The sequence below is a fragment of the Rhodoferax sp. genome, assembly GCF_028715765.1.
Taxonomy (GTDB): Bacteria; Pseudomonadota; Gammaproteobacteria; order Burkholderiales; family Burkholderiaceae_C; genus Rhodoferax.
Map to the genome: position 1 here is coordinate 87,376 of NZ_JAQURE010000008.1, position 20,093 is coordinate 107,468.

At 61.2% G+C, this 20,093-nt stretch carries 15 protein-coding genes and 1 pseudogene; 14 read left to right on the forward strand and 2 right to left on the reverse strand.

Annotation, left to right across the window (positions count from 1 at the left end; genetic code table 11):
- The first annotated feature begins 102 nt into the window (after window positions 1–102).
- The 14 genes from PHT20_RS04995 (at window position 103) to PHT20_RS05060 (ending at window position 18,514) form a co-directional block, all read left to right on the forward strand.
- Window positions 103–2,184 (forward strand): EAL domain-containing protein, encoded by a 2,082-nt coding sequence (locus PHT20_RS04995; RefSeq protein WP_301019676.1) that lies wholly within the window; start codon window positions 103–105, stop codon window positions 2,182–2,184.
- Between the two features lie 57 nt (window positions 2,185–2,241).
- Window positions 2,242–4,053, forward strand: a complete 1,812-nt coding sequence (locus PHT20_RS05000) for a histidine kinase dimerization/phosphoacceptor domain -containing protein (RefSeq protein WP_301019677.1) — start codon at window positions 2,242–2,244, stop codon at window positions 4,051–4,053.
- Window positions 4,050–6,728 carry a GAF domain-containing protein gene (locus PHT20_RS05005; protein WP_301019678.1) on the forward strand — a complete coding sequence of 893 codons (2,679 nt, stop codon included), beginning with the start codon at window positions 4,050–4,052 and terminating at the stop codon, window positions 6,726–6,728. Before PHT20_RS05000 ends, PHT20_RS05005 begins: the two co-directional genes overlap by 4 nt.
- 641 nt (window positions 6,729–7,369) lie before the next feature.
- Window positions 7,370–7,789 carry a response regulator transcription factor gene (locus tag PHT20_RS05010; protein WP_301019679.1) on the forward strand — a complete coding sequence of 140 codons (420 nt, stop codon included), beginning with the start codon at window positions 7,370–7,372 and terminating at the stop codon, window positions 7,787–7,789.
- A gap of 8 nt (window positions 7,790–7,797) precedes the next feature.
- Entirely contained in the window at window positions 7,798–8,931 is a 1,134-nt protein-coding gene (locus PHT20_RS05015) for a methyl-accepting chemotaxis protein (protein WP_301019680.1), read from the forward strand.
- Window positions 8,932–8,943: 12 nt separating this feature from the next.
- Window positions 8,944–9,312: a response regulator gene (locus PHT20_RS05020; RefSeq protein ID WP_300084963.1), complete on the forward strand. Its 369-nt coding sequence runs from the start codon at window positions 8,944–8,946 to the stop codon at window positions 9,310–9,312.
- Window positions 9,309–9,620 (forward strand): STAS domain-containing protein, encoded by a 312-nt coding sequence (locus tag PHT20_RS05025; protein WP_301019681.1) that lies wholly within the window; start codon window positions 9,309–9,311, stop codon window positions 9,618–9,620. Before PHT20_RS05020 ends, PHT20_RS05025 begins: the two co-directional genes overlap by 4 nt.
- A gap of 1 nt (window position 9,621) precedes the next feature.
- Window positions 9,622–11,832 (forward strand): chemotaxis protein CheA, encoded by a 2,211-nt coding sequence (locus tag PHT20_RS05030; RefSeq protein WP_301019682.1) that lies wholly within the window; start codon window positions 9,622–9,624, stop codon window positions 11,830–11,832.
- 26 nt (window positions 11,833–11,858) lie between these two features.
- Complete coding sequence (locus PHT20_RS05035) at window positions 11,859–13,508, forward strand: methyl-accepting chemotaxis protein (RefSeq protein WP_301019683.1); 1,650 nt, start codon at window positions 11,859–11,861, stop codon at window positions 13,506–13,508.
- 12 nt (window positions 13,509–13,520) lie between these two features.
- Window positions 13,521–14,099: a chemotaxis protein CheW gene (locus tag PHT20_RS05040; protein ID WP_301019684.1), complete on the forward strand. Its 579-nt coding sequence runs from the start codon at window positions 13,521–13,523 to the stop codon at window positions 14,097–14,099.
- 71 nt (window positions 14,100–14,170) lie between these two features.
- Complete coding sequence (locus tag PHT20_RS05045) at window positions 14,171–16,015, forward strand: methyl-accepting chemotaxis protein (protein ID WP_301019685.1); 1,845 nt, start codon at window positions 14,171–14,173, stop codon at window positions 16,013–16,015.
- A gap of 81 nt (window positions 16,016–16,096) precedes the next feature.
- Entirely contained in the window at window positions 16,097–16,906 is an 810-nt protein-coding gene (locus PHT20_RS05050; protein ID WP_301019686.1) for a protein-glutamate O-methyltransferase CheR, read from the forward strand.
- A 7-nt stretch (window positions 16,907–16,913) separates the two neighbouring features.
- Window positions 16,914–17,450 carry a chemotaxis protein CheD gene (locus PHT20_RS05055; RefSeq protein ID WP_301019687.1) on the forward strand — a complete coding sequence of 179 codons (537 nt, stop codon included), beginning with the start codon at window positions 16,914–16,916 and terminating at the stop codon, window positions 17,448–17,450.
- The gene (locus tag PHT20_RS05060) at window positions 17,447–18,514 is read left to right on the forward strand and encodes a chemotaxis response regulator protein-glutamate methylesterase (RefSeq protein ID WP_300084979.1); all 1,068 of its coding nucleotides are present in this window, start codon (window positions 17,447–17,449) and stop codon (window positions 18,512–18,514) included. The genes PHT20_RS05055 and PHT20_RS05060 overlap by 4 nt, the downstream gene beginning before the upstream one ends.
- A gap of 15 nt (window positions 18,515–18,529) precedes the next feature.
- On the opposite strand, the gene PHT20_RS05065 is transcribed toward PHT20_RS05060, so the two are convergent.
- Together PHT20_RS05065 and adh are read right to left on the reverse strand one after the other, a co-directional pair.
- Window positions 18,530–18,904: a DUF779 domain-containing protein gene (locus PHT20_RS05065; RefSeq protein ID WP_301019688.1), complete on the reverse strand. Its 375-nt coding sequence runs from the start codon at window positions 18,902–18,904 to the stop codon at window positions 18,530–18,532.
- A gap of 257 nt (window positions 18,905–19,161) precedes the next feature.
- Window positions 19,162–20,093, reverse strand: a pseudogene (adh, locus tag PHT20_RS05070) (aldehyde dehydrogenase); the annotation flags it as partial.

A 20,093-nucleotide genomic window follows, 5' to 3' on the forward strand; every position in this document is an offset into this window, starting at 1 on the left:
CTCAGGTGTTTCACAACCTGCCATCAGGTGTTGACCTGATGGCGCGGGCAAGGGGCATCCGCTATCGTTGCGCTCAAGTTGTGAATTTTCCGCACCCCCACCATGTTGCCCCACCTGTTGCCACCCTCTCACATGCCGCGCATTTTGGTCGTTGAAGACGAAATGCTGGTGGCGCGTGACATTTGTGCCCAGCTGCAGCTGATGGGCTACGCGGTAGTCGCCCACACCCCCAGCGGCGAAGCCGCCTTGCAGCTGGCGCAGCAGCATCAGCCCGACCTGGTGTTGATGGACATTCAACTCACTGGCGCGCTCGACGGCATTGCCGTGGCGCAGGCGTTGCACGCCACGCTGGCCACCCCGGTGGTTTTTTTGACCGCCTTTGATGCCGATGACATCTTGGCGCGTGCCAAGCTGGCTGAACCCTACGGCTATCTGCTCAAGCCGTTTTCAGAGCGCGAACTGCACAACGTGCTGGAAATGGCGCTCTACAAATGCCAAGCCGAAGCGCGCCTGCGCGACGCTGCCCGGCGCAGCCAAGCGGTGCTTGACGCCATGCACGACGGCGTGGTGTGCATCAACCCGCAAGGCCAAGTGGAGAGCAGCAACCCCGCCGCCTGCCACATGTTTGGCTACAGCGCTGACCAACTGCAAGGCCTGCCGCTGCAGCAGCTCATGCCCGCCGCCGCTCAAAACGAGCACCTGGCTGACCTCACGCCCGAATTTGCCAGCCGCCAGCCTGGCCCCGTGGAGGGCGTGCGCCAAGACGGCAGCGTGTTCCCGTTGTCAGTGGCCATGTCGCAGCTGCAAGAGGCCGGGCAGCGCACCCTGGTGGCGGTGTTGCACGACTTGAGTTCACAAACCCACAGCCAGCAAGCCCTGCACCGGTTGGCCTTTTATGACCAATTGACCGGCCTGACCAACCGCGCCGGTTTCAAAGAGCGCCTGCTGCAAGCCACAGTGCGCGCCCAGCAAAGCCACAGCCATGTGGCGCTGATGCTGCTGGACTTGGACAACTTCAAAACCATCAACGACACCCATGGCCTGGCCATCGGCGACCAGGTGCTGATAGATGCCGGGCGGCGCATGCAAGCCATTTTGCGCACCAGCGACACCGTGGCACGCATGAGCGGGGATGAGTTTGCCGTGCTGATGGAAAATCTCAGCCCCAACCCGCATGAGGCCGGTGCCCGGGCCCAGGCATGTGCGCAAGCCTTGCTGCAGGCGCTGGCACAAGAAGACCCACTGCACCCGCACCCGCTGCAAGCCAGCGTGGGCGTGGTGCTGTTCAACGGCACGCCCAGTAGCGTGGACGAGCTGCTCAGCAAAGCCCACATTGCCATGGTCGAAGCCAAAAGCGCCGGCCGCCACACCGTGCGTTTTTTTGATGTGGCCATGCAAACCGCGCTGCTGGCACAAGCCCAGCGCCTGACCGACCTGACCCGTGCCGTGGTGCAGCAAGAGTTTGTGTTGTATTACCAGCCGCAAGTCAATGGTCAGGGCCAGTTGTTGGGAGCCGAAGCGCTGTTGCGCTGGCAGCACCCGCAGCGTGGTCTGGTGGCACCGGGCGAGTTCATTGCGCTGGCCGAAGACAGCCAGCTGATCTTGCCGCTGGGGCAATGGGTGCTAGAGCAAGCCTGTGCCCAGGTCAGCGCCTGGGCGGCTGATGCGGCCACTGCGCACTGGGTGGTGGCCATCAACGTCAGTGCCCTGCAATTTGCCCAGCCTGACTTTGTGGCGCAGGTACAAGCCGCCTTGCAGCACAGCGGCACCAACCCGCAGCGCATTGAGCTGGAGCTGACCGAGAGCATGTTGGTGTCCGACGTGGCCGGGGTCATTGCCAAAATGCAGCAGCTCAAAGCCCTGGGCGTGAAGTTTTCGCTGGACGACTTTGGCACCGGCTACTCGTCGCTGAGCTACCTCAAGCGCCTGCCGCTGGATCAGCTCAAGATCGACCAGTCTTTTGTGCGCGATTTGATGCTGCAAGCCAGCGATACCGCCATTGTGCGCGCCGTCATTGCCATGGGGCACAGCCTGGGGCTGCGGGTGATTGCCGAGGGCGTGGAGACGCCAGAGCAGCGCGACATCTTGGCCGGCTTGCAGTGCGACGCGTTTCAGGGCTACTACTTTGGCCGCCCCATGCCAGCGGCTGCCCTGGTCAAGTGGCACCACGAATTTTATGACTAAAATGGCCTCTAGCGCTTTGTTTATAAGCGTAAGCAGCTATTTATAGTATAGCAAATAATGTTTTTGTCTCGCCCCTTCAAACTGTCTTGGCGCTCACTGCAAACCCGCTTGACCCTGCTCACGCTGGGCATTTTTGTGCTGGGCATGGTCGGTGCCATTTGGGGCGCCGGGCGGTTGCTGCAGCAAGACCTGCAAGCGCAGCTGGCGCAGCAGCAATTTGCCACAGTCAGCATCGTTGCCTCAGATGTGAACCAAGAGCTGGCCGACCGCTTGCGTGCCCTTGAGCTGGTGGCCAAAGACATCAGCCCGGCGCTGCTGGCCAACCCGCGCGCACTGCAGCAGCATTTACAAGCCCGCCCGGTGCTGCAAGCCATGTTCAATGCGGGCACGTTCATCACCAATGATCAAGGCGTGGGGTTGGCCGCCTTGCCGCTGTCAATTCCGCGCATTGGCGTGACCTTTTGGGAGCCCACGCATGTCAACCCGGTGCTGGAGCAAGGCAAGTCGGTCATCAGCCCGGTCATGGTGGGCAAGCAGCTGCACAGCCCGTCGGTCTCGTTGGTGGCACCGGTGTTGAACCCGCAAGGCCAGCCGATGGGCGCACTGGTGGGGGTGATTGACCTGGCAAAGCCTAACTTTCTCGACAAAATTGCCGGTTCGCACTACGGCCGCACGGGCAGTTACGTGTTGGTGGCCAGAGCCCAGCGCCTGATGGTCACCAGCAGCGACAAGCGTAACGTCATGCAAGCGCTGCCCGCACCGGGCGTCAACGCCATGGCAGACCGTTTTGTGGCGGGCTATGAAGGCTCGGGCGTGGGCACCACCCCCGCTGGCGCGCCGGTGCTGGTGGCGGCTAAAAATGTGCCGGTGGCCAATTGGTACTTGGCAGCGCACCTGCCCACCGCAGAGGCATTTGCCCCCATCAGCGCCCTGCAGCAGCGCATGGGCTGGGGCATTGCCTGGCTGACCCTGTTGCTCTTGGGGTTGACCTGGTGGGTGCTGCGGCGCCAACTGGCGCCCTTGGTCAGCACGGCCGCCGCGCTGTCGGTGCTGCCCGCGCCAGCCAGCTTTCCAGCCGCGCTGCCGGTGCTGGCTGACGACGAAGTGGGCCAACTCATCACCGGCTTTAACCACCTGCTGCACAGCCTGCGCGAGCGCGATGCGGTGCTGCAGCGCAAACAGCAGCAGCTAGACCTTCTGGTGCACGAGCAAAGCGCCATGCTCAATGAAATTCACCACCGCGTCAAAAACAACCTGCAAATCATCACCAGCCTGCTGCGCCTGGAAGCCGGGCGCAACAGCCAACCCGGCACCCGCGCCGTGCTGCAAGACATGCAAGGGCGCATCCGCTCCATGGCGCTGCTGCATGAGGCGCTCTACCGCACCGGCACCTTTGCCTCGGTCAACCTGGCGGACTATGTGCGCCAGCTTGCCACTCAGGCGTTTCGGGCGCAAAGCCACGCTGCGGTGCAGTTGCAGCTGGACTTGACGCCGGTGCAGGTCAGCATGGACATGGCCACCCCATGCGGGCTGCTGGTCAATGAACTCATCACCAACAGCTTGAAGCATGCTTTCCCAGACGGCCGCAGCGGCACCTTGAGTGTGTGCCTGCAGCCTGACCCGGCCCAGGCCGACACGCCACCGAGTTGGTCGCTGTGCGTGTGTGACAACGGTGTCGGTTTGCCGCCTGACTATGAGCAGCGCCGCAGCCAGTCGCTGGGCTTGCAGCTGGCCACTGATCTGGCACAGCAAATGGGTGGCGTGCTGCACATCAGCCCCAGCAACTGCACCGCTGAGGCAGGCGCTGCCTGCGGTGCCAGCTTCACCGTTCACCTGACCCCCGACCTGACCGCATCTGCCCAGCCATGACATTCCATCGTCCCCCGCCCGCCGCTGCCGCGCCACCCCAGCGCCTGGTGCAGCTGTATGCCATGGCGTTGGACTGCCACAACGCCATCATTCACAGCAGCGCGCAAACCGCGCTGTTTCAGGCGGTGTGCCAGATCGGCACCCAGTCTGGCTTGTTTGATACCCTGTTTGTGGGTGAGCTTGATGCGCACAGCCGCAGCTTCAAGCTGCAAGCGCACAGCGGTCAGTCTGTGTCGGCCGCTGACATGGCCACCCTTGCGCCACTGCTTGAGCCCGAGGCGCAAAACCAACCCCTGTGGTGCCAAGACCTGGCGCACGACCCCGCTGCCGCCCCCCTTACCGCGCTGGCAGACCCGCACGGTTGGCAGTCTGCGGCGGTGTTGCCACTGGCGCCTGCTGGCCAGCCCGCCGCCGCGTTGTTTTTGATGACTGCCACCGGGCACGCCTTTGACAAAACCACGCGCCGCCTGCTGAGCCAGCTGGGCCGCAACATCGGCCACACCATGCAAGCGTTTGCCCATGCCAGCCAGCGCCAGCAAATCGCGTTTGCCTTGCAAGAGAGCGAGGTGCGCTACAACGCGCTGTTTGCCAGCAGCACCATGCCCATGCTGGTGGTGGACCCCGCGCCCCTGCGCGTGGTGGACGCCAACATTCGGGCCGTGAATTTTTTCCAGCTCGACCATGCAGCGCTGGCCAGCCCCGCGGGGCTGGATCGGGCTGGCTTGCAGGCCGACCCGGCGCTGCTGCAAGCCCTGGACAAGCTGGCGCAGAGCCGCAGCGCACCGCTTCAATTTGAGTTCAACTACCCCTGCGCACAAGCCCAAACGCTGGCGCTGGAGGTGTTTTGCAGCCCCATCAGCGTCGACGGCAAGTTGCACTTTTTGCTGACCGTGAACGACATCACCGAGCGCCGCCAGGTCGAAACCCACTTGCAGGCCGCGCACCAGCTCACACAAAGCTTCATTGACCAAATTCCCGGTACCGCATTTTTGAAAGACAGCCAACAGCGCTTGCTGATGGCCAACCGCTTTCTAGGCAAAACGCTGGGCGTGCCAGCCAGCACACTGCTGGGCAAAACGGCGCATGACATTTTTCCGCCAGCCGTGGCTAATGCCTTGACCACCCACGACGCAGCGCTGCTGCAAAGCGGCCACAGCCTGCACATCGAGCAGGTGTTTGGCGAGCAGCATTTCGACACCCACCTGTTTGTGGTGCCAGACGCCAGCGGTGCACCGTGCCTGGGCGGCATCAGCATGGACGTCACGGCGCAGCACCTGGCCAGCGAAACCACCCGTGGCCTGCTGTTGCTCAATGAAGAGGGCAGCCAACTGCCCGAGCAGGCACTCTTGACCCAAGGCTTGGAAATGGTCGAGCGCCTGACGGCCAGTCAGATTGGTTTTTTGCATTTTGTCAATGAAGACCAGCAAACCCTGGAGCTGGTCACCTGGACGCAAGGTGCGTTGCAGGGTTGCAGCGTGGCGCACGACACCCATTACCCCATCAACCAGGCAGGCATTTGGGTCAATTGCGTGCGCGAGCGCGCGCCGTTTGTTTGCAACGACTACGCCACCTTTGCGCATCCGCATGGTTTGCCACCCGGCCACACGCCGCTGACCCGGCTGGTCTCGGTGCCGGTGCTTGACCAAGGCCGCATTTGCTTGATTTTGGGCGTGGGCAACAAGACCAGTGCCTATTCGCCCGACGACGTGGCGCGCGTGCAGCTCATTGGCAACGACCTGTGGCGTATTGTGCGCAAAGCACGGGTGGAGCGTGCGCTGCAAGAAAAGCTCGCCGAGCTGGAGTCGGTCAACCGCCAGTTGGTCAGCTCGCAACTGCAATTGGTGCAATCTGAAAAACTGGCCGCCGTGGGGCAACTGGCCGCTGGGGTGGCGCATGAAATCAACAACCCGCTGGCCTTCATCAACACCAACATGGGCACGCTGCAGGGCTACATGCACAGCCTGCTGGCGCTGCTGGCGGTGTATGAAGTCAACAGCACACCCTGCTCTGAGGCCGCCCAGGCTGCCCTGCAACAGGCCCGCACCCAGGCCGACCTGGACTTTCTGCGCGACGATGCCCCGGCCTTGCTCAGCGAGTCACTCGAAGGCTTGGCGCGGGTCAAAAAAATTGTGCTCGACCTGCGCGACTTCGCCCGCATAGACCATGAAGACTGGCAAGATGCCGACCTGTTGGATGGGCTGGAAAGCACCCTGAACGTGGCGCGCAACGAGCTCAAATACAAGGCCACGGTGGTCAAGGCGCTGCAGCCCCTGCCGGCCGTGCGCTGCCATTTGGCACAGCTCAACCAGGTGTTTTTGAACCTGCTGGTCAACGCCGCCCAGGCCATCGAGTCGCAAGGCCAGATCACCCTGCGCAGCGGCGCCGCCGCCGATGGCTGGGTCTGGCTGGCCGTGCAAGACACCGGCAAAGGCATGAGCCCTGAGGTGCAAGCGCGTATTTTTGAGCCTTTTTTCACCACCAAACCGGTCGGCAAGGGCACCGGGCTGGGCTTGTCGCTGTCGTATGACATTGTGAAAAAGCACGGCGGCCGCATCGACGTGACCAGCAGCCCCGGCCAAGGCGCCTGCTTCACCGTGTGGCTGCCTGTGGCCGGGCCGGCGGATGCTTCAGGCGCAAAAACATTACCCCAAGAAAGCCAAGTGGCCATGGGTTGAGTGTCGGGCGAGTGCTGTGCCGCTGGGTGTTTGTGGCTCTCTGCGGCTGTGGTGTTTCGGGCACAGCGGGACTGATGTCGTTGTGTCGCTGGCACGGCGCGGCGGCTGGGTCAGGTGCGTGCGGTTTTGGGGGCAAATCACGCGCGGGGCTGAGGCGTCAGTGTGCCAGCACCGCTTGCGCGCGCCTTTGCCCCCAAAGCCCGGTCACCTGACCCAACCACCACGCCTTATCTGCGTGGAGAGTGTGCTGCAGTCATTGCAAAAATAATAGCTGCTTACGCTTTTAATATGTGGTCTACAGGCTGTTTTATTATAAATATTCGAGTCCAATCAACGCAAGGCAGGGTGATTGGGTCAGGCGACCGGGCTTTGGGGTGAAATGCGCGCGAAGAAGGTGCTGGCACACTGATCCGCCAGCCCCGCGCGTGCTTTCACCCCAAAACCGCATGCGCCTGACCCAGTCGCCCTGCCGGGTTAAACACTTAAACCCCAGCCCACACAGCTTTGAATCGCCCCTGTGCCTCAGGTATTTTCCGCAGGGCTTCTCAGGTAATGGCCTGATGGTCACGCACCGGGCGGCGGCTTAGAGTTGCAGCCATGTCAGCACACCTTTCAACCCCCCGGCATTCTGGAGCTGCCCGATGAGCTTGCGGATCTTGCTGGTCGACGACAACCAGACCTTTTTGACTGCAGTGCGCCAGTGCCTGGCCATGCTGCTTGAGGCCGAAGTGGTGGGCCAAGCCCGCAGCGGTGCCGAGGCCTTGCGCAAAGCCCAAACCCTGCAGCCCGACCTGGTGCTGCTCGACATCGTGATGCCGCACATGACCGGCTTGGAAGTGGCCGCCCAACTGGCCACCCTGCCACATGCCCCCAAAGTGCTGTTTTTGTCGCTGCACGACAACGACGCTTACCGCACCGCCGCCCGCGAGCTGGGTGCTGTGGCGCTGGTGGGCAAAGCCAATTTTGTGGCTGACCTGATGCCCATCGTGACCGCGCTGGCTGAGCAGGCCAGCAAAACCAGCCAGGCCAGCATGCGGGCTGCCGCCATGGGAGCCATATGAAAAACTTCATGCATCACCTCACCGCGCGGGCGCTGTGCACCGGGCTGGGTGCCTTGGCCGCGCTGGCCGTGCTGTGGGCTGGGTCTGCCAGCCTGCTGGCTTCGGTCTTGGCCGCGGTGCTGCTGGCTTTGGCCGTGCTGCTGGGGCACAAGTTGCAAGCCCAAAGCCTGGCCACCCAGCAGCACATCAGCGACTACCTGGCCGCACAAGCGCAGTTTGGCGCAGCTGTGGTGCCGGTCTGGCAAAACCACATGGAGTCCTCACGCAGTCAGATGGAGACGTCGGTCAATGCCCTCTCTGAGCGCTTTGGCAGCATTGTGGACAAGCTCGAAGCCGCCTTGCGCACCGTCACCACCGAGACCGACAGCGTGGAAGGCAGTGGCGTAGCGGCGCTGTTTAGCCGCAGCGAGACCGACTTGCGCGCCATGGTGGCCAGCCAAGAGGCCACCCGCGCCAGCATGGCGCAAATGCTGGACAAAGTGCAGGGGCTGGATCGCTTCATTGGGGAGCTCAAAGACATGGCGTTTGATGTGGCGCGCATTGCCCAGCAAACCAATTTGCTGGCGCTCAACGCCGCCATCGAGGCCGCCCGTGCGGGCGAGTCTGGCCGGGGCTTTGCCGTGGTGGCCAAAGAGTTCCGCATGCTCTCCAACCAGTCGGGCGACACCGGCCGAAAAATTGCCGAAAAAGTCAACATCATCAACAGCGCCATTGCCGACACCTGCAGCGTGGTGCGCGAGTCGGTCTCGGTGGAAGACGGCTCGTTGGAAACGGTGCACGCCACCATCAACCGGGTGATGAGCGACTTCAAAGGCGTCACCGAGGCCTTTCAGCACTCCAGCGACCTGCTGCAAACCGAAAGCATGAGCATTCAGGTCGAGGTCAACCAGGCGCTGGTGCAAATGCAGTTTTCAGACCGGGTCAGTCAAATCATGACCCAGGTGAACAAAAACCTGGCACGCCTGCCCGAGGTGCTGCAAGACCAGGTGCAGCAGTTTGGCCAAACCCAAGTGCTGCAACCGCTGGACGCCGAGCAACTGCTGGCCGAGCTGAAAAAAACCTACGTGATGGCAGACCAGCACATCATTCACGAAGGCGGCACGGTGCAGCAGGCCAACACCACAGACATCAGCTTTTTCTAGAGGAAGTTCATCATGGCAAAACTCATTATGGTGGTCGACGACTCCGCTTCCATGCGGCGGGTGGTTGGCATTGCCCTCAAGGGCGCCGGCTACGACGTGATCGAAGGCTGCGACGGCAAAGACGCGCTGACCAAGCTCACCGGCCAAAAGGTGCACATGATCATCAGCGACGTGAACATGCCGGTGATGGACGGCATTGCGTTCCTGAAAGCGGTCAAGCAAATGCCGGCCTACAAGTTCACCCCGGTCATCATGCTCACCACCGAGTCGGCTGAAGAGAAAAAGCGCGAAGGCCAGGCCGCCGGCGCCCGTGCCTGGGTGGTGAAACCGTTTCAGCCCGAACAACTGGTCAACGCCGTGCAACGGCTGTGCTTGCCATGAGCGCCGCCAACTCCCTGCGCATTGAGGGCGAGCTGACTATCTTTCGCGCCATGGAGCTCAAGCCCGTGCTGCTGGCCGAGCCCCCGGTGGATGAAATCGACCTCTCAGGCGTGACCGACCTAGACACCGCCGGTGTGCAACTGCTGATGCTGGCCAAAAAAACCGCCCAGGCACAACAGCGTGCGCTGCGCCTGGTGCGCCACAGCCCGGCCGTGCTGGAGGTGTTTGAACTGCTCAACGTGGCCGCCTACTTTGGCGACCCGCTGCTGATGGATGCGGATGCCAAAGCGGCCAGCGCAAGGAGTTGACATGGATGACGACATGAAAGACGCCCTGGCGGTGTACGTGGAAGAATGCCGCGAGCTGCTGGAAGACATGGAAACCGCGCTGCTGGCCGTTGAGGCCGCAGACGAAAAAACCGAGCTGGTCAACGCCATTTTTCGCGCTGCGCACACCATCAAAGGCTCCAGCGGGCTGTTTAGCCTGGACCATGTGGTGGCCTTCACCCATGTGGCCGAGAGCGTGCTCGACAAGGTGCGCGCCGGTCAGCTGCCGCTGGCTGACCAGCTGGTGGTGCTGATGCTGGCCTGCAACGACCACATTGGCGCGCTGGTGGACGACATTGCCGCGGGCAACCTGCAAGGCACGCCCGAGCTGCAAGCCCAAGGCGAGCCGCTGCTGGCGCAGCTGCGCAGCTACCTTGGTGCTGGCAAAGCCAGTGCGGTGCCCCAGAATACTCCTAAAAATGGAGCTGCTGGCGCAATGACAACAAGCGCTACAGGCCAAAATGATGCTGAACATGTGCGCCGCATTGACAGCGACAGCGTGCACGCCGACCACTGGCACATCTCGGTGCGCTTTGCGCCTGATGTGCTGCGCAACGGCATGGACCCGCTCTCGTTCATTCGCTACCTGGGCACCATGGGCACGGTCTCGGCCATCGAAACCGTGGCCGATGCCCTGCCCGACGCTGCCGCCATGGACCCCGAGCTGTGCTACCTGGGCTTTGAGATGGCGTTTCAAACCCAAGTTGACAAAGCTGCCATTGAGCGCGTGTTCGAGTTTGTGCGGGACGACAGCCGCTTGGTGATCTTGCCGCCGCACAGCCGCATCTCTGAATACATCAGCCTGATCAGCCTGCAACCCTCTGAGGCCGCCCGCCTGGGCGACATGCTGGTGCGCTGCGGCACGCTCACGCCCCAAGAGCTAGACATGGCGCTCAATGCGCAAAGCGACGACCCCAGCAAACCCATTGGCACCATTCTGGTCGAGCAAGGCTCGGTCCAGCCCGAGGTGGTAGAAGCCGCGCTGCACAAGCAAAAGCAAGTCAAAGACCTGGGCGCGGCCGAGAGCAAGTCGATCCGTGTGGATGCCGACAAGCTCGACCAACTCATCAACCTGGTGGGCGAACTCATCATTGCCGGGGCCAGCGTGAACCTGATCGCCCACCGCTCCAAGGTGATTGAGCTGACCGAGGCCACCTCCAAACTGGCCACGCTGGTGGAGGAGGTGCGCGACAGTGCGCTGCAACTGCGCATGGTGCGCATTGGTGCCACCTTCAGCCGTTTCCAACGCGTGGTGCACGACATGTCGCGCGAGCTGGGCAAAGACATCCGCCTTGACATTGACGGCGAAGACACCGAGCTGGACAAAACCGTGGTCGAGAAAATTGGCGACCCGCTGATGCACCTGGTGCGCAACAGCATGGATCACGGCATTGAAGCCGCTGACGTGCGCCAACAGCGTGGCAAACCGGCCTACGGCACGCTCAAGCTCAACGCTTTTCATGACAGCGGCGCGATTGTCATCACCGTGTCTGACGACGGCGGCGGCCTGAAAAAAGACAAAATTTTGGCCAAAGCCCAAGAGCGCGGCCTGGTTGAGCCCGGCCACCACCTGACCGATGCCGAGATTTATGCGCTGATCTTTGAGCCCGGCTTTTCCACCGCAGAAAAGGTCACCAACCTGTCTGGCCGGGGCGTGGGCATGGACGTGGTCAAGCGCAACATCACCGCCCTGCGCGGCACCGTGGGTGTAGCCAGCAGCGAGGGCGTGGGCACCACCGTGACGGTGCGCCTGCCGCTCACGCTGGCCATCATCGACGGTTTTTTGGTGGGGCTGGACAAGGCCGTGTATGCCATTCCCCTGGACATGATCGAAGAGTGCGTGGCCTATAGCGCCGAGCCGGGGCACGACTACACCAACCTGCGCGGCGAGGTGCTGCCATTCATCCGCCTGCGCGAGCTGTTCTCGGTCAAAGGCAAACCGGCCAAGGGCGAAAACATTGTGGTGCTCAAACACGCCGGGCAAAAGGCCGGGCTGGTGGTCGACACGCTGCTGGGCGAGTTCCAGACCGTGATCAAGCCGCTGGGGCAAATGTTTGCGCAAAGCAAATGCATCAGCGGCTCCACCATTTTGGGCAGCGGCGACGTGGCGCTGATTCTGGACGTGCCGCAACTGGTGCGCCAGGCCGTGGACAAGAGCGGGCAGGCGAGCCAAGCGCACGCGAGTCTGAATTGAAACTGTTTTTTTAAAGGGGTATTGACATGTTTGCAAATATGAAAATCGGCCTGCGCTTGTCGCTGGGTTTTGCCGTGGTGTTGGCCTTAATGGCTGCACTGGCGGGAGTGGGTATCAACGGCATGGCCAATGTGCAGGGGCGCCTGGACGAGATCGTCAATGACAACATGTTCAAGATGAACTTGAACGACCGCATGGCCAAGTCGTTGAACGACGTGCAGCGCATGATGCGCACCTTGATGCTGATCAAAGACTCTGCAGGGCAAGCAACGCTTCGCAAGGCCATAGAGAAAGCACGCGCCGATTACAACGACGCCTTCGACGAACTGAGCAAGACGCCAGCCAGTGAACAAGGCAAGGCTAATCGCGCCAAAATCAAAGATGCCGCAACGGTTGCCCGGCCTTTGAATGACAAGGTGGTTGAACTAAGCGCTGCAGGTAAGACCGAAGAAGCGGTAGCGCTGTTAATGGGCGAAGCCCGGCCTGCAGCAGCAAAATGGCAAGAGGCGCTGGATGCCAATACCGCCTTCCAAGAGGAAGGTAACAAGAAAGACTATGCCGCAGCGCAAGCGGCTTACAACTCAGCCCACACCCTGATGCTGACACTGGCCGCAGTGGCCATTGCCTTGGGCGCTTTGCTGGCCTGGATTCTGACCCGCTCGATCACCCAGCCGGTGAACGAAGCCCTGAACGTGGCCAACCGCCTGGCCGACGGCGACCTGACGGTGCGAATTGACAACCCCGCCAAAGACGAAACCGGCCAAATGCTGGCCGCCATGCAAAACATGATCGGCAAGCTCACCCAGGTGGTGACCGACGTGAATGGCGGTGCGCAAGCCTTGGCCAGCGCCTCTGAAGAAGTCAGTGCCACAGCGCAGAGTTTGAGCCAGGCCGCCAGCGAACAGGCTGCCGGGGTGGAAGAAACCAGCGCGTCGATCGAGCAGATGACCAGCAGCATTGCGCAAAACACCGAAAACGCCAAGATCACCGACGGCATGGCCAGCAAGGCCGCCAAAGACGCCGCCGACGGTGGCGAAGCCGTCAAGGCCACGGTGGAAGCCATGAAGCAGATTGCCAAGAAAATCGGCATCATTGACGACATCGCGGCACAAACCAATTTGCTGGCCCTGAACGCAGCCATTGAAGCCGCCCGCGCCGGTGAGCACGGCAAGGGCTTTGCCGTGGTGGCCGCCGAGGTGCGCAAACTGGCCGAACGCAGCCAGGTGGCCGCGCAAGAAATTGGCGAAGTGGCGAGTAGCAGCGTAGAACTGGCAGAAAAAGCTGGCAAGCTGTTGGATGAGATCGTGCCCAACATCCGCAAGACCAGCGACCTGGTGCAAGAAATCACCGCCGCCAGCACCGAGCAAAGCAGCGGTGTGGGTCAGATCAACAGCGCGGTCAGCCAGCTCAACACCACCACCCAGCAAAACGCCAGCAGCTCCGAAGAACTGGCCGCCACGTCTGAAGAAATGAGCAGCCAGGCCGAGCAACTGCAGCACACCATGCAGTTCTTCAAGCTCGACGGCGCAGGCCGCACCAGCAGCAGTTTCAGCGTGCGCAAAAGCAGCGCCAGCAGCAAAAAAGCGGCGCCCAGCAAAGCTCCGGCCACCGTGGCCAGCAAAGCCACGGCCGATGCAGGCATGGCGCTTGATGAATCCCAGTTCACCAAATTTTGAGCGGGGGCTGCCATGAACGCCTTGGTTAAAACAGACCCCCAAGCCCCCTCAAAATCAAGCGCTGCCGCCGCAAGCGGCACCAGCGTTGTAGAGGAAAAACAATACCTGACCTTCATGCTCGGTGGCGAAATGTTCTCGCTGGGTATTTTGTGCATCAAAGAGATCATCTGGTATGCCAACCTGACCGAGGTGCCGATGATGCCCGCCTGCATTCGCGGCGTCATCAACCTGCGCGGTGCGGTGGTGCCGGTGATGGACTTGTCCAACCGCTTTGGCAAGCCCAGCACGCCGGTCATCAAGAGCAGCTGCATTGTGATTGTGGAAGTGCCCACGGCCGTGGAAGGTGAGCACCAGAACATGGGCATTGTGGTGGACTCGGTGCAAGCCGTGCTGGAAATCCCCACCACCGAGATCGAACCGGCGCCCAGCTTTGGAGCCAAGATTCGCAGCGAATTCATTGAAGGCATTGCCAAGGTGAATGGCAAGTTTGTGATTTTGCTCAACGTCAACAAAGTGCTGTCGATGGAAGAAATTGGCCAGCTGGGGCAAGCCGGACAAGTGGCCGCCCTGGCCACTCAGGAAATCGCTTAATCGCTATTTTTTAGAGAGCATTCGTTGCTTTAAACACCTGGCCTGAAGGCTCAAAATTTGAAAGAGACTGTATGCCGTTGCTCAAGTCCATTGTCAGCCGCTTGCTGCTGCTGGTGTCGGTGCCCCTGCTGGCCTTGCTGCTGCTGGCCACGCTGGCGGCGGTGAACGAGTGGCGCCAATACCGAGCCACTGACCAAACCGAGCGCCTGATGCCGGTGGTGGTGGCCCTCAGCGACGTGGTGCACAACCTGCAAATCGAGCGCGGCAGCAGCACCGGCTTTAGCACCTCGGGTGGCAAGAAGTTTGCTGACGTGGTGGCCAAACGGCGTGAGGTGACTGATGCCAGCGTGGGCGTGCTCAAACAAGCCGCCACGGTGGCGCCAGGTTTGGTGGCCGCAGCACTGGAGCGGCTTGATGTGCTGGGCGCAGAGCGCCAGGCTATCACCGCCCTGCAGCGCAGCGGCGCGCAAACGGCGGCTTACTACACCCAAACCATTGCCGTGCTGCTCAAGTCTTTGGCGGCAGTGAGCGTGCAAGACGTGGAGCCATCGGTGGCGCGCAAGATGACGGCGCTGTTTGCCCTCATCAAGGGCAAGGAGTGGGCCGGGCAAGAGCGGGCTTTTTTGACCGGCGTGCTGGTGTCTGACACCATCAACATGGTGCAATTTCAGGGCTTGATGGAGCGCCTGTTCAAGCAAGACACCCAGTTCGAGACCTTTTTGACCTATGCCACGCTGACCCAGGTGCAGGCGTTTGCCGCGCTGGGTGAGCAGGGTTTCAGCCAAGAAGTGGCGCGCATCCGCCAGCGGGTGGTGGACAAAAACTTGGCCGGGCAATACGGCGTGGCCAGCGAGCACTGGTTTGAGCAGTCCACCCAGCGCATTGATGCCATTCGGCAAGTGGAGCAAAGCGTCGCGGTCGACATCGTGCAAAAGGCGCACGACGGTGCTGTGCGTGCTTACCGGCAATTTTTGATTACCCTGGGCGGTGCCCTGGTTTGCCTGCTGCTGACACTGGCCTTGTCGTTCTGGATCATCCGCAACCTGCTGCGCGAGCTGGGTGGCGAGCCGGCTTACGCCAAACACATTGCACAAGAAGTGGCCGCGGGCAATTTGACCCTGGCCATTGCCACCGGTGCCAAAGACCACAGCAGCCTGCTGTTTGCCATGAAGTCGATGGTCGACAAACTCAGCCAGGTGGTCAGCGACGTCAACGGCGGCGCCCATGCGCTGGCCAGCGCCTCTGGCCAAATCAGCGCCACGGCGCAGTCTTTGAGCCAGGCCGCCAGCGAACAGGCTGCGGGCGTAGAAGAAACCAGCGCCAGCATGGAGCAAATGACCGCCAGCATTGCGCAAAACAGCCAAAACGCCAAGGTCACCGAAGGCATGGCCAGCCAAGCCGCCAGCGACGCCGCCGATGGTGGTCAGGCGGTGCTTGCCACGGTGGCGGCCATGAAGCAAATTGCCAAAAAAATTGGCATCATTGACGACATTGCGGCACAAACCAATTTGCTGGCGCTGAACGCCGCCATTGAAGCCGCCCGCGCTGGCGAGCACGGCAAAGGTTTTGCCGTGGTGGCCGCCGAGGTGCGCAAACTGGCCGAGCGCAGCCAGGTGGCCGCCGCGGAAATTGGCGAGGTGGCCGCCAGCAGTGTGGCCATGGCTGAAAAAGCTGGCAGCCTGCTGGCGCAAATGGTGCCCAATATTCGCAAAACCTCAGACCTGGTGCAAGAAATCACCGCCGCCAGCGGTGAGCAAACCAGTGGCGTGGCGCAGATCAATACCGCGGTGGCGCAGCTGAGCCAGATCACCCAACAAAATGCGTCGGCCTCTGAAGAGCTGGCCGCCACCTCTGAGGAGATGAGTGGCCAGGCCGAGCAGCTGCAGCAGAGCATGCGGTTTTTCCGCTTGGGCTAGTTTGATGCTATTGGTTAAATAGCTATCTACGCTTATTAAATAAGCCCTAGAGGCTTAAAACACATATAAAAAGGACGCCGCGTGCAGCCCGTTGCCATCACCGCCGCAGAGTTTGCGCAATTCCAGAAGTTCATTTTTGAAGCCGCTGGCATCACCCTGTCTGACGCCAAAAAAGCCCTGGTGACCGGGCGGCTGGGCAAGCGGCTGGCAGCGCATGGGTTGGAGAGTTTTGGCGCTTACTTCAAGCTCATTGCCAGTGGCCAACAGCCTCAAGAGATGCAAACAGCGGTGGACTTGCTGACCACCAACGAGACTTATTTTTTCAGGGAAATCAAACACTTTGAGTTCATGCGCGCGCAAGCGCTGGCGGCGCGCAGCCGCCCCGAGCCGTACCGGGTGTGGAGTGCAGCCAGCTCCAGCGGTGAAGAGGCCTACAGCATGGCCATGGTGCTGGCGGACTGCATGCAAACCACGCCATGGGAGATTTTGGGCACCGACATCAGCACCCGCATGATCGAGGGCGCGCGCCGCGGCTTGTTTTCCATGGAGCGTGGCCGCCACATTCCGCCCGAGTATTTGCGCCGCTTTTGCCGCAAAGGCACCGGCAACTACGACGGCATGCTGCTGGTGGACCGCAGCCTGCGCAGCAAGGTGCTGTTTCGCCACCTCAACCTGAACGCTGCGCTGCCGCAGCTGGGCTTGTTTGACCTGGTGTTTTTGCGCAATGTGATGATTTACTTCAACCAAGACACCAAGCGCGACGTGGTGGCGCGGGTGATCTCGACCCTCAAGCCGGGCGGCTACTTTTGCATTGGCCACTCAGAGAGCCTCAACGACATCAGCAGCGCGGTGCGCATGGTGGCACCTTCCATTTACCAAAAACCGCTGTGAGTGACCCGTGCCCAGACTGAAAGACTTGATGGACATTTTTTTGCAGCCCGGTGAGCTGTTTGTGGCCGATGCCGGGTTTCAGATTCGCACCATTTTGGGATCGTGCGTGTCCATGACCCTGTGGCACCCGCAAGCCCGGGTGGGGGGTATGTCGCATTTTTTGCTGCCCACGCGCGGCCACGCGGTGCCAGAGCACGACTGGGATGGCCGTTATGGCGACGAGGCGCTGCACCTGATGTTCAAAGACCTGCAGGCTGCCGGTGTCTCGCCCAAACAATGCCAGGCCAAGGTGTTTGGCGGCGGCAACATGTTTCCGGGGCAGCAGCGCGCCAGTCACATCACCGTGGGGCAGCGCAATGGCGAAGCAGCCCGGGCGCTGCTGCAAAAGCACGGCCTGGAGGTGATGACCGAGAGTTTGTTTGGCGACGGGCATCGGCAAATTGTGTTCAACGTCAGCAATGGCGACGTCTGGCAACGCCAGGTGCGGCCGTCCCGGTTGGAAATTTCGGCGGATCATTACGCCGTCAAAGGAGTACAAAAATGAGCCGAATCAAAGTGCTGGTGGTGGACGACTCGGCCGTGGTGCGCCAGGTGGTGGCCAGCCAGCTGGCAGCTGACCCCGACATCGAGGTCATGGCCGCCGTGGCCGACCCGATTTTGGCGATTGCCCGCATGAAGGTGCAGTGGCCTGATGTGATCGTGCTCGACATCGAGATGCCGCGCATGGATGGCATCACGTTCCTGAAAAAAGTCATGGCCGAAAAACCCACGCCGGTGGTGATTTGCTCCACCCTGGCCGAGGCTGGTGCACAAACCTCCATGCAAGCGCTGGCCGCAGGCGCGGTCAGCATCATCACCAAGCCAAAAATTGGCCTGAAGCAGTTTCTGGAAGATGCCTCGCAAGACCTGGTGACGGCGGTCAAGGCCGCGGCCAAGGCCAATGTGCGCGCCATTCATGTGGCTGCCAAAAACACCGCTGATGTGATCATGCCCGCCGCAGACAAACACAGCGCCATGATCCAGACCACCGAGCGCGTGGTGGCGCTGGGCACGTCTACCGGCGGCACACAGGCGCTTGAAGTGGTGCTGACCAGCCTGCCGCGCGTGACACCCGGCATTGTGATCGTGCAGCACATGCCTGAGAAATTCACCGCCGCCTTTGCCGAGCGCCTCAATGGCCTGTGCCAGATTGAGGTGAAAGAAGCGCAAAACAACGACCGCGTTATCAACAGCCGCGCCCTGATCGCCCCCGGCGGCAAGCACATGCTGCTGCGCCGCACTGGTGCGCAGTATTACGTGGAGGTGATGGACGGCCCGCTGGTGAACCGGCATCGCCCCAGTGTGGACGTGCTGTTTCGCTCAGTGGCCAAATGCGCCGGTGCCAATGCGCTGGGCGTCATCATGACCGGCATGGGCGACGATGGTGCCGCCGGGCTGGCCGAGATGCGCAAGGCCGGTGCCCGCACAGTGGCGCAAGACGAGGCCAGCTGCGTGGTCTATGGCATGCCCAAAGAGGCTGTGAAACGCGGCGGGGTAGAAAAAACCGTGCCCCTGAGCGCCATTGGCCGTGAAATCATGCAGCAGCTCTCAGGCGTGATGGTGCGCTAGTCGCCGCCTGCGCCCTTAATCTGTCTGTTTCAAACCCTGCAAGGCTTGCAGTTCTTCAGCGGTAAACACCCGTGAGCGGGTCAGAAAGCCCTTGCCCTCGGGTGTTTCCAATGAAAAATCACCCCCGCTGCCATCGACCACGTCGATGATCAGCTGGGTGTGTTTCCAGTAGTCATATTGCGCTTTGCCAATGTAAAACGCGCAGCCGCCAATCTCGCCCAGCAGCACATCGCCCGCGCCCATGGTGATTTCACCCAGCAGGTAGCAATTGGCAGCGCTGTTGTCACAGCAGCCACCCGACTGGTGAAACATCAGGCCGGGGCCGTGTTTGGTTTTCAGGAAAGCAATGAGCTCAAGTGCAGCGGGTGTGGCAATCACTTTGTCGACCATGATGTGCTCCCCAAAATAGTGAAATAGGTGGTGAACTGCGACACCGATCAATGAAAAATACCGGTAGCGTCCAGCAGCGTGCGTTGGGTGTTTGACGTAGCAAAATCAAGGAGGAGGATTGGGGCTCTGCCCCAATCCGGGGGACATTTGCGTAGTCAAATACCCAGCGCGCGCTGCGGGTCAACGCGGCGCTGCTGCCGATGGGTTGCCCCACCCGCCTGCCTCGCAGCGCGGGTTGGCAAGAGTAGCCAGCTTGATCAGAAGAAGCCCAGCTTGCTTTCGCTGTAGCTCACCAGCAGGTTCTTGGTTTGCTGGTAGTGGTCGAGCATCATCTTGTGGGTTTCACGGCCAATGCCGGACTCTTTGTAGCCACCAAAGGCTGCGTGCGCGGCGTAGTCGTGGTAGCAGTTGGTCCAGACGCGACCTGCCTTGATGGCGCGACCCATGCGGTAGGCCACATTGCCGTTGCGGCTCCAGACACCAGCGCCCAAGCCATACAGCGTGTCATTGGCCAGTGCAAGTGCGTCGGCTTCGTCTTTGAAAGTGGTGACAGCCAGCACGGGTCCGAAAATTTCTTCCTGGAACACGCGCATTTTGTTGTGACCCTTGAGCAGCGTGGGCTCCACGTAATAGCCACCGGCCAAATCGCCACTCAAGTTGGCTTGGTGACCCCCAGTGAGCACTTGAGCGCCTTCTTGTTTACCGATGTCCAGGTACGACAAAATCTTGGTCAACTGCACTTGCGAGGCTTGTGCACCGAGCATGGTTTCAGAGTCCAGCGGGTTGCCCTGCTTGATGGCTTTGACGCGTGGCAGCACCCGTTCCATGAACTTGTCGTAAATGCTTTCTTGAATCAAGGCGCGGCTGGGGCAGGTGCACACTTCGCCCTGGTTAAAGGCAAACAGCACCAAGCCTTCAATGGCTTTGTCCAGAAAGCCGTCGTCTTTGTCCATGATGTCGGCAAAGAACACATTGGGCGATTTGCCGCCGAGCTCCAGCGAGGCCGGAATCAGGTTGTTGGCAGCGGCTTGCGCAATCACCCGACCGGTAGAAGTGGAGCCGGTGAAGGCAATCTTGGCAATGCGTTTGCTGGTGGCCAGCGGCATACCGGCTTCGCGGCCATAACCGTTGACGATGTTGAGCACGCCTGGGGGCAGCAGGTCGCCAATGACTTCCATCAAAATCAAAA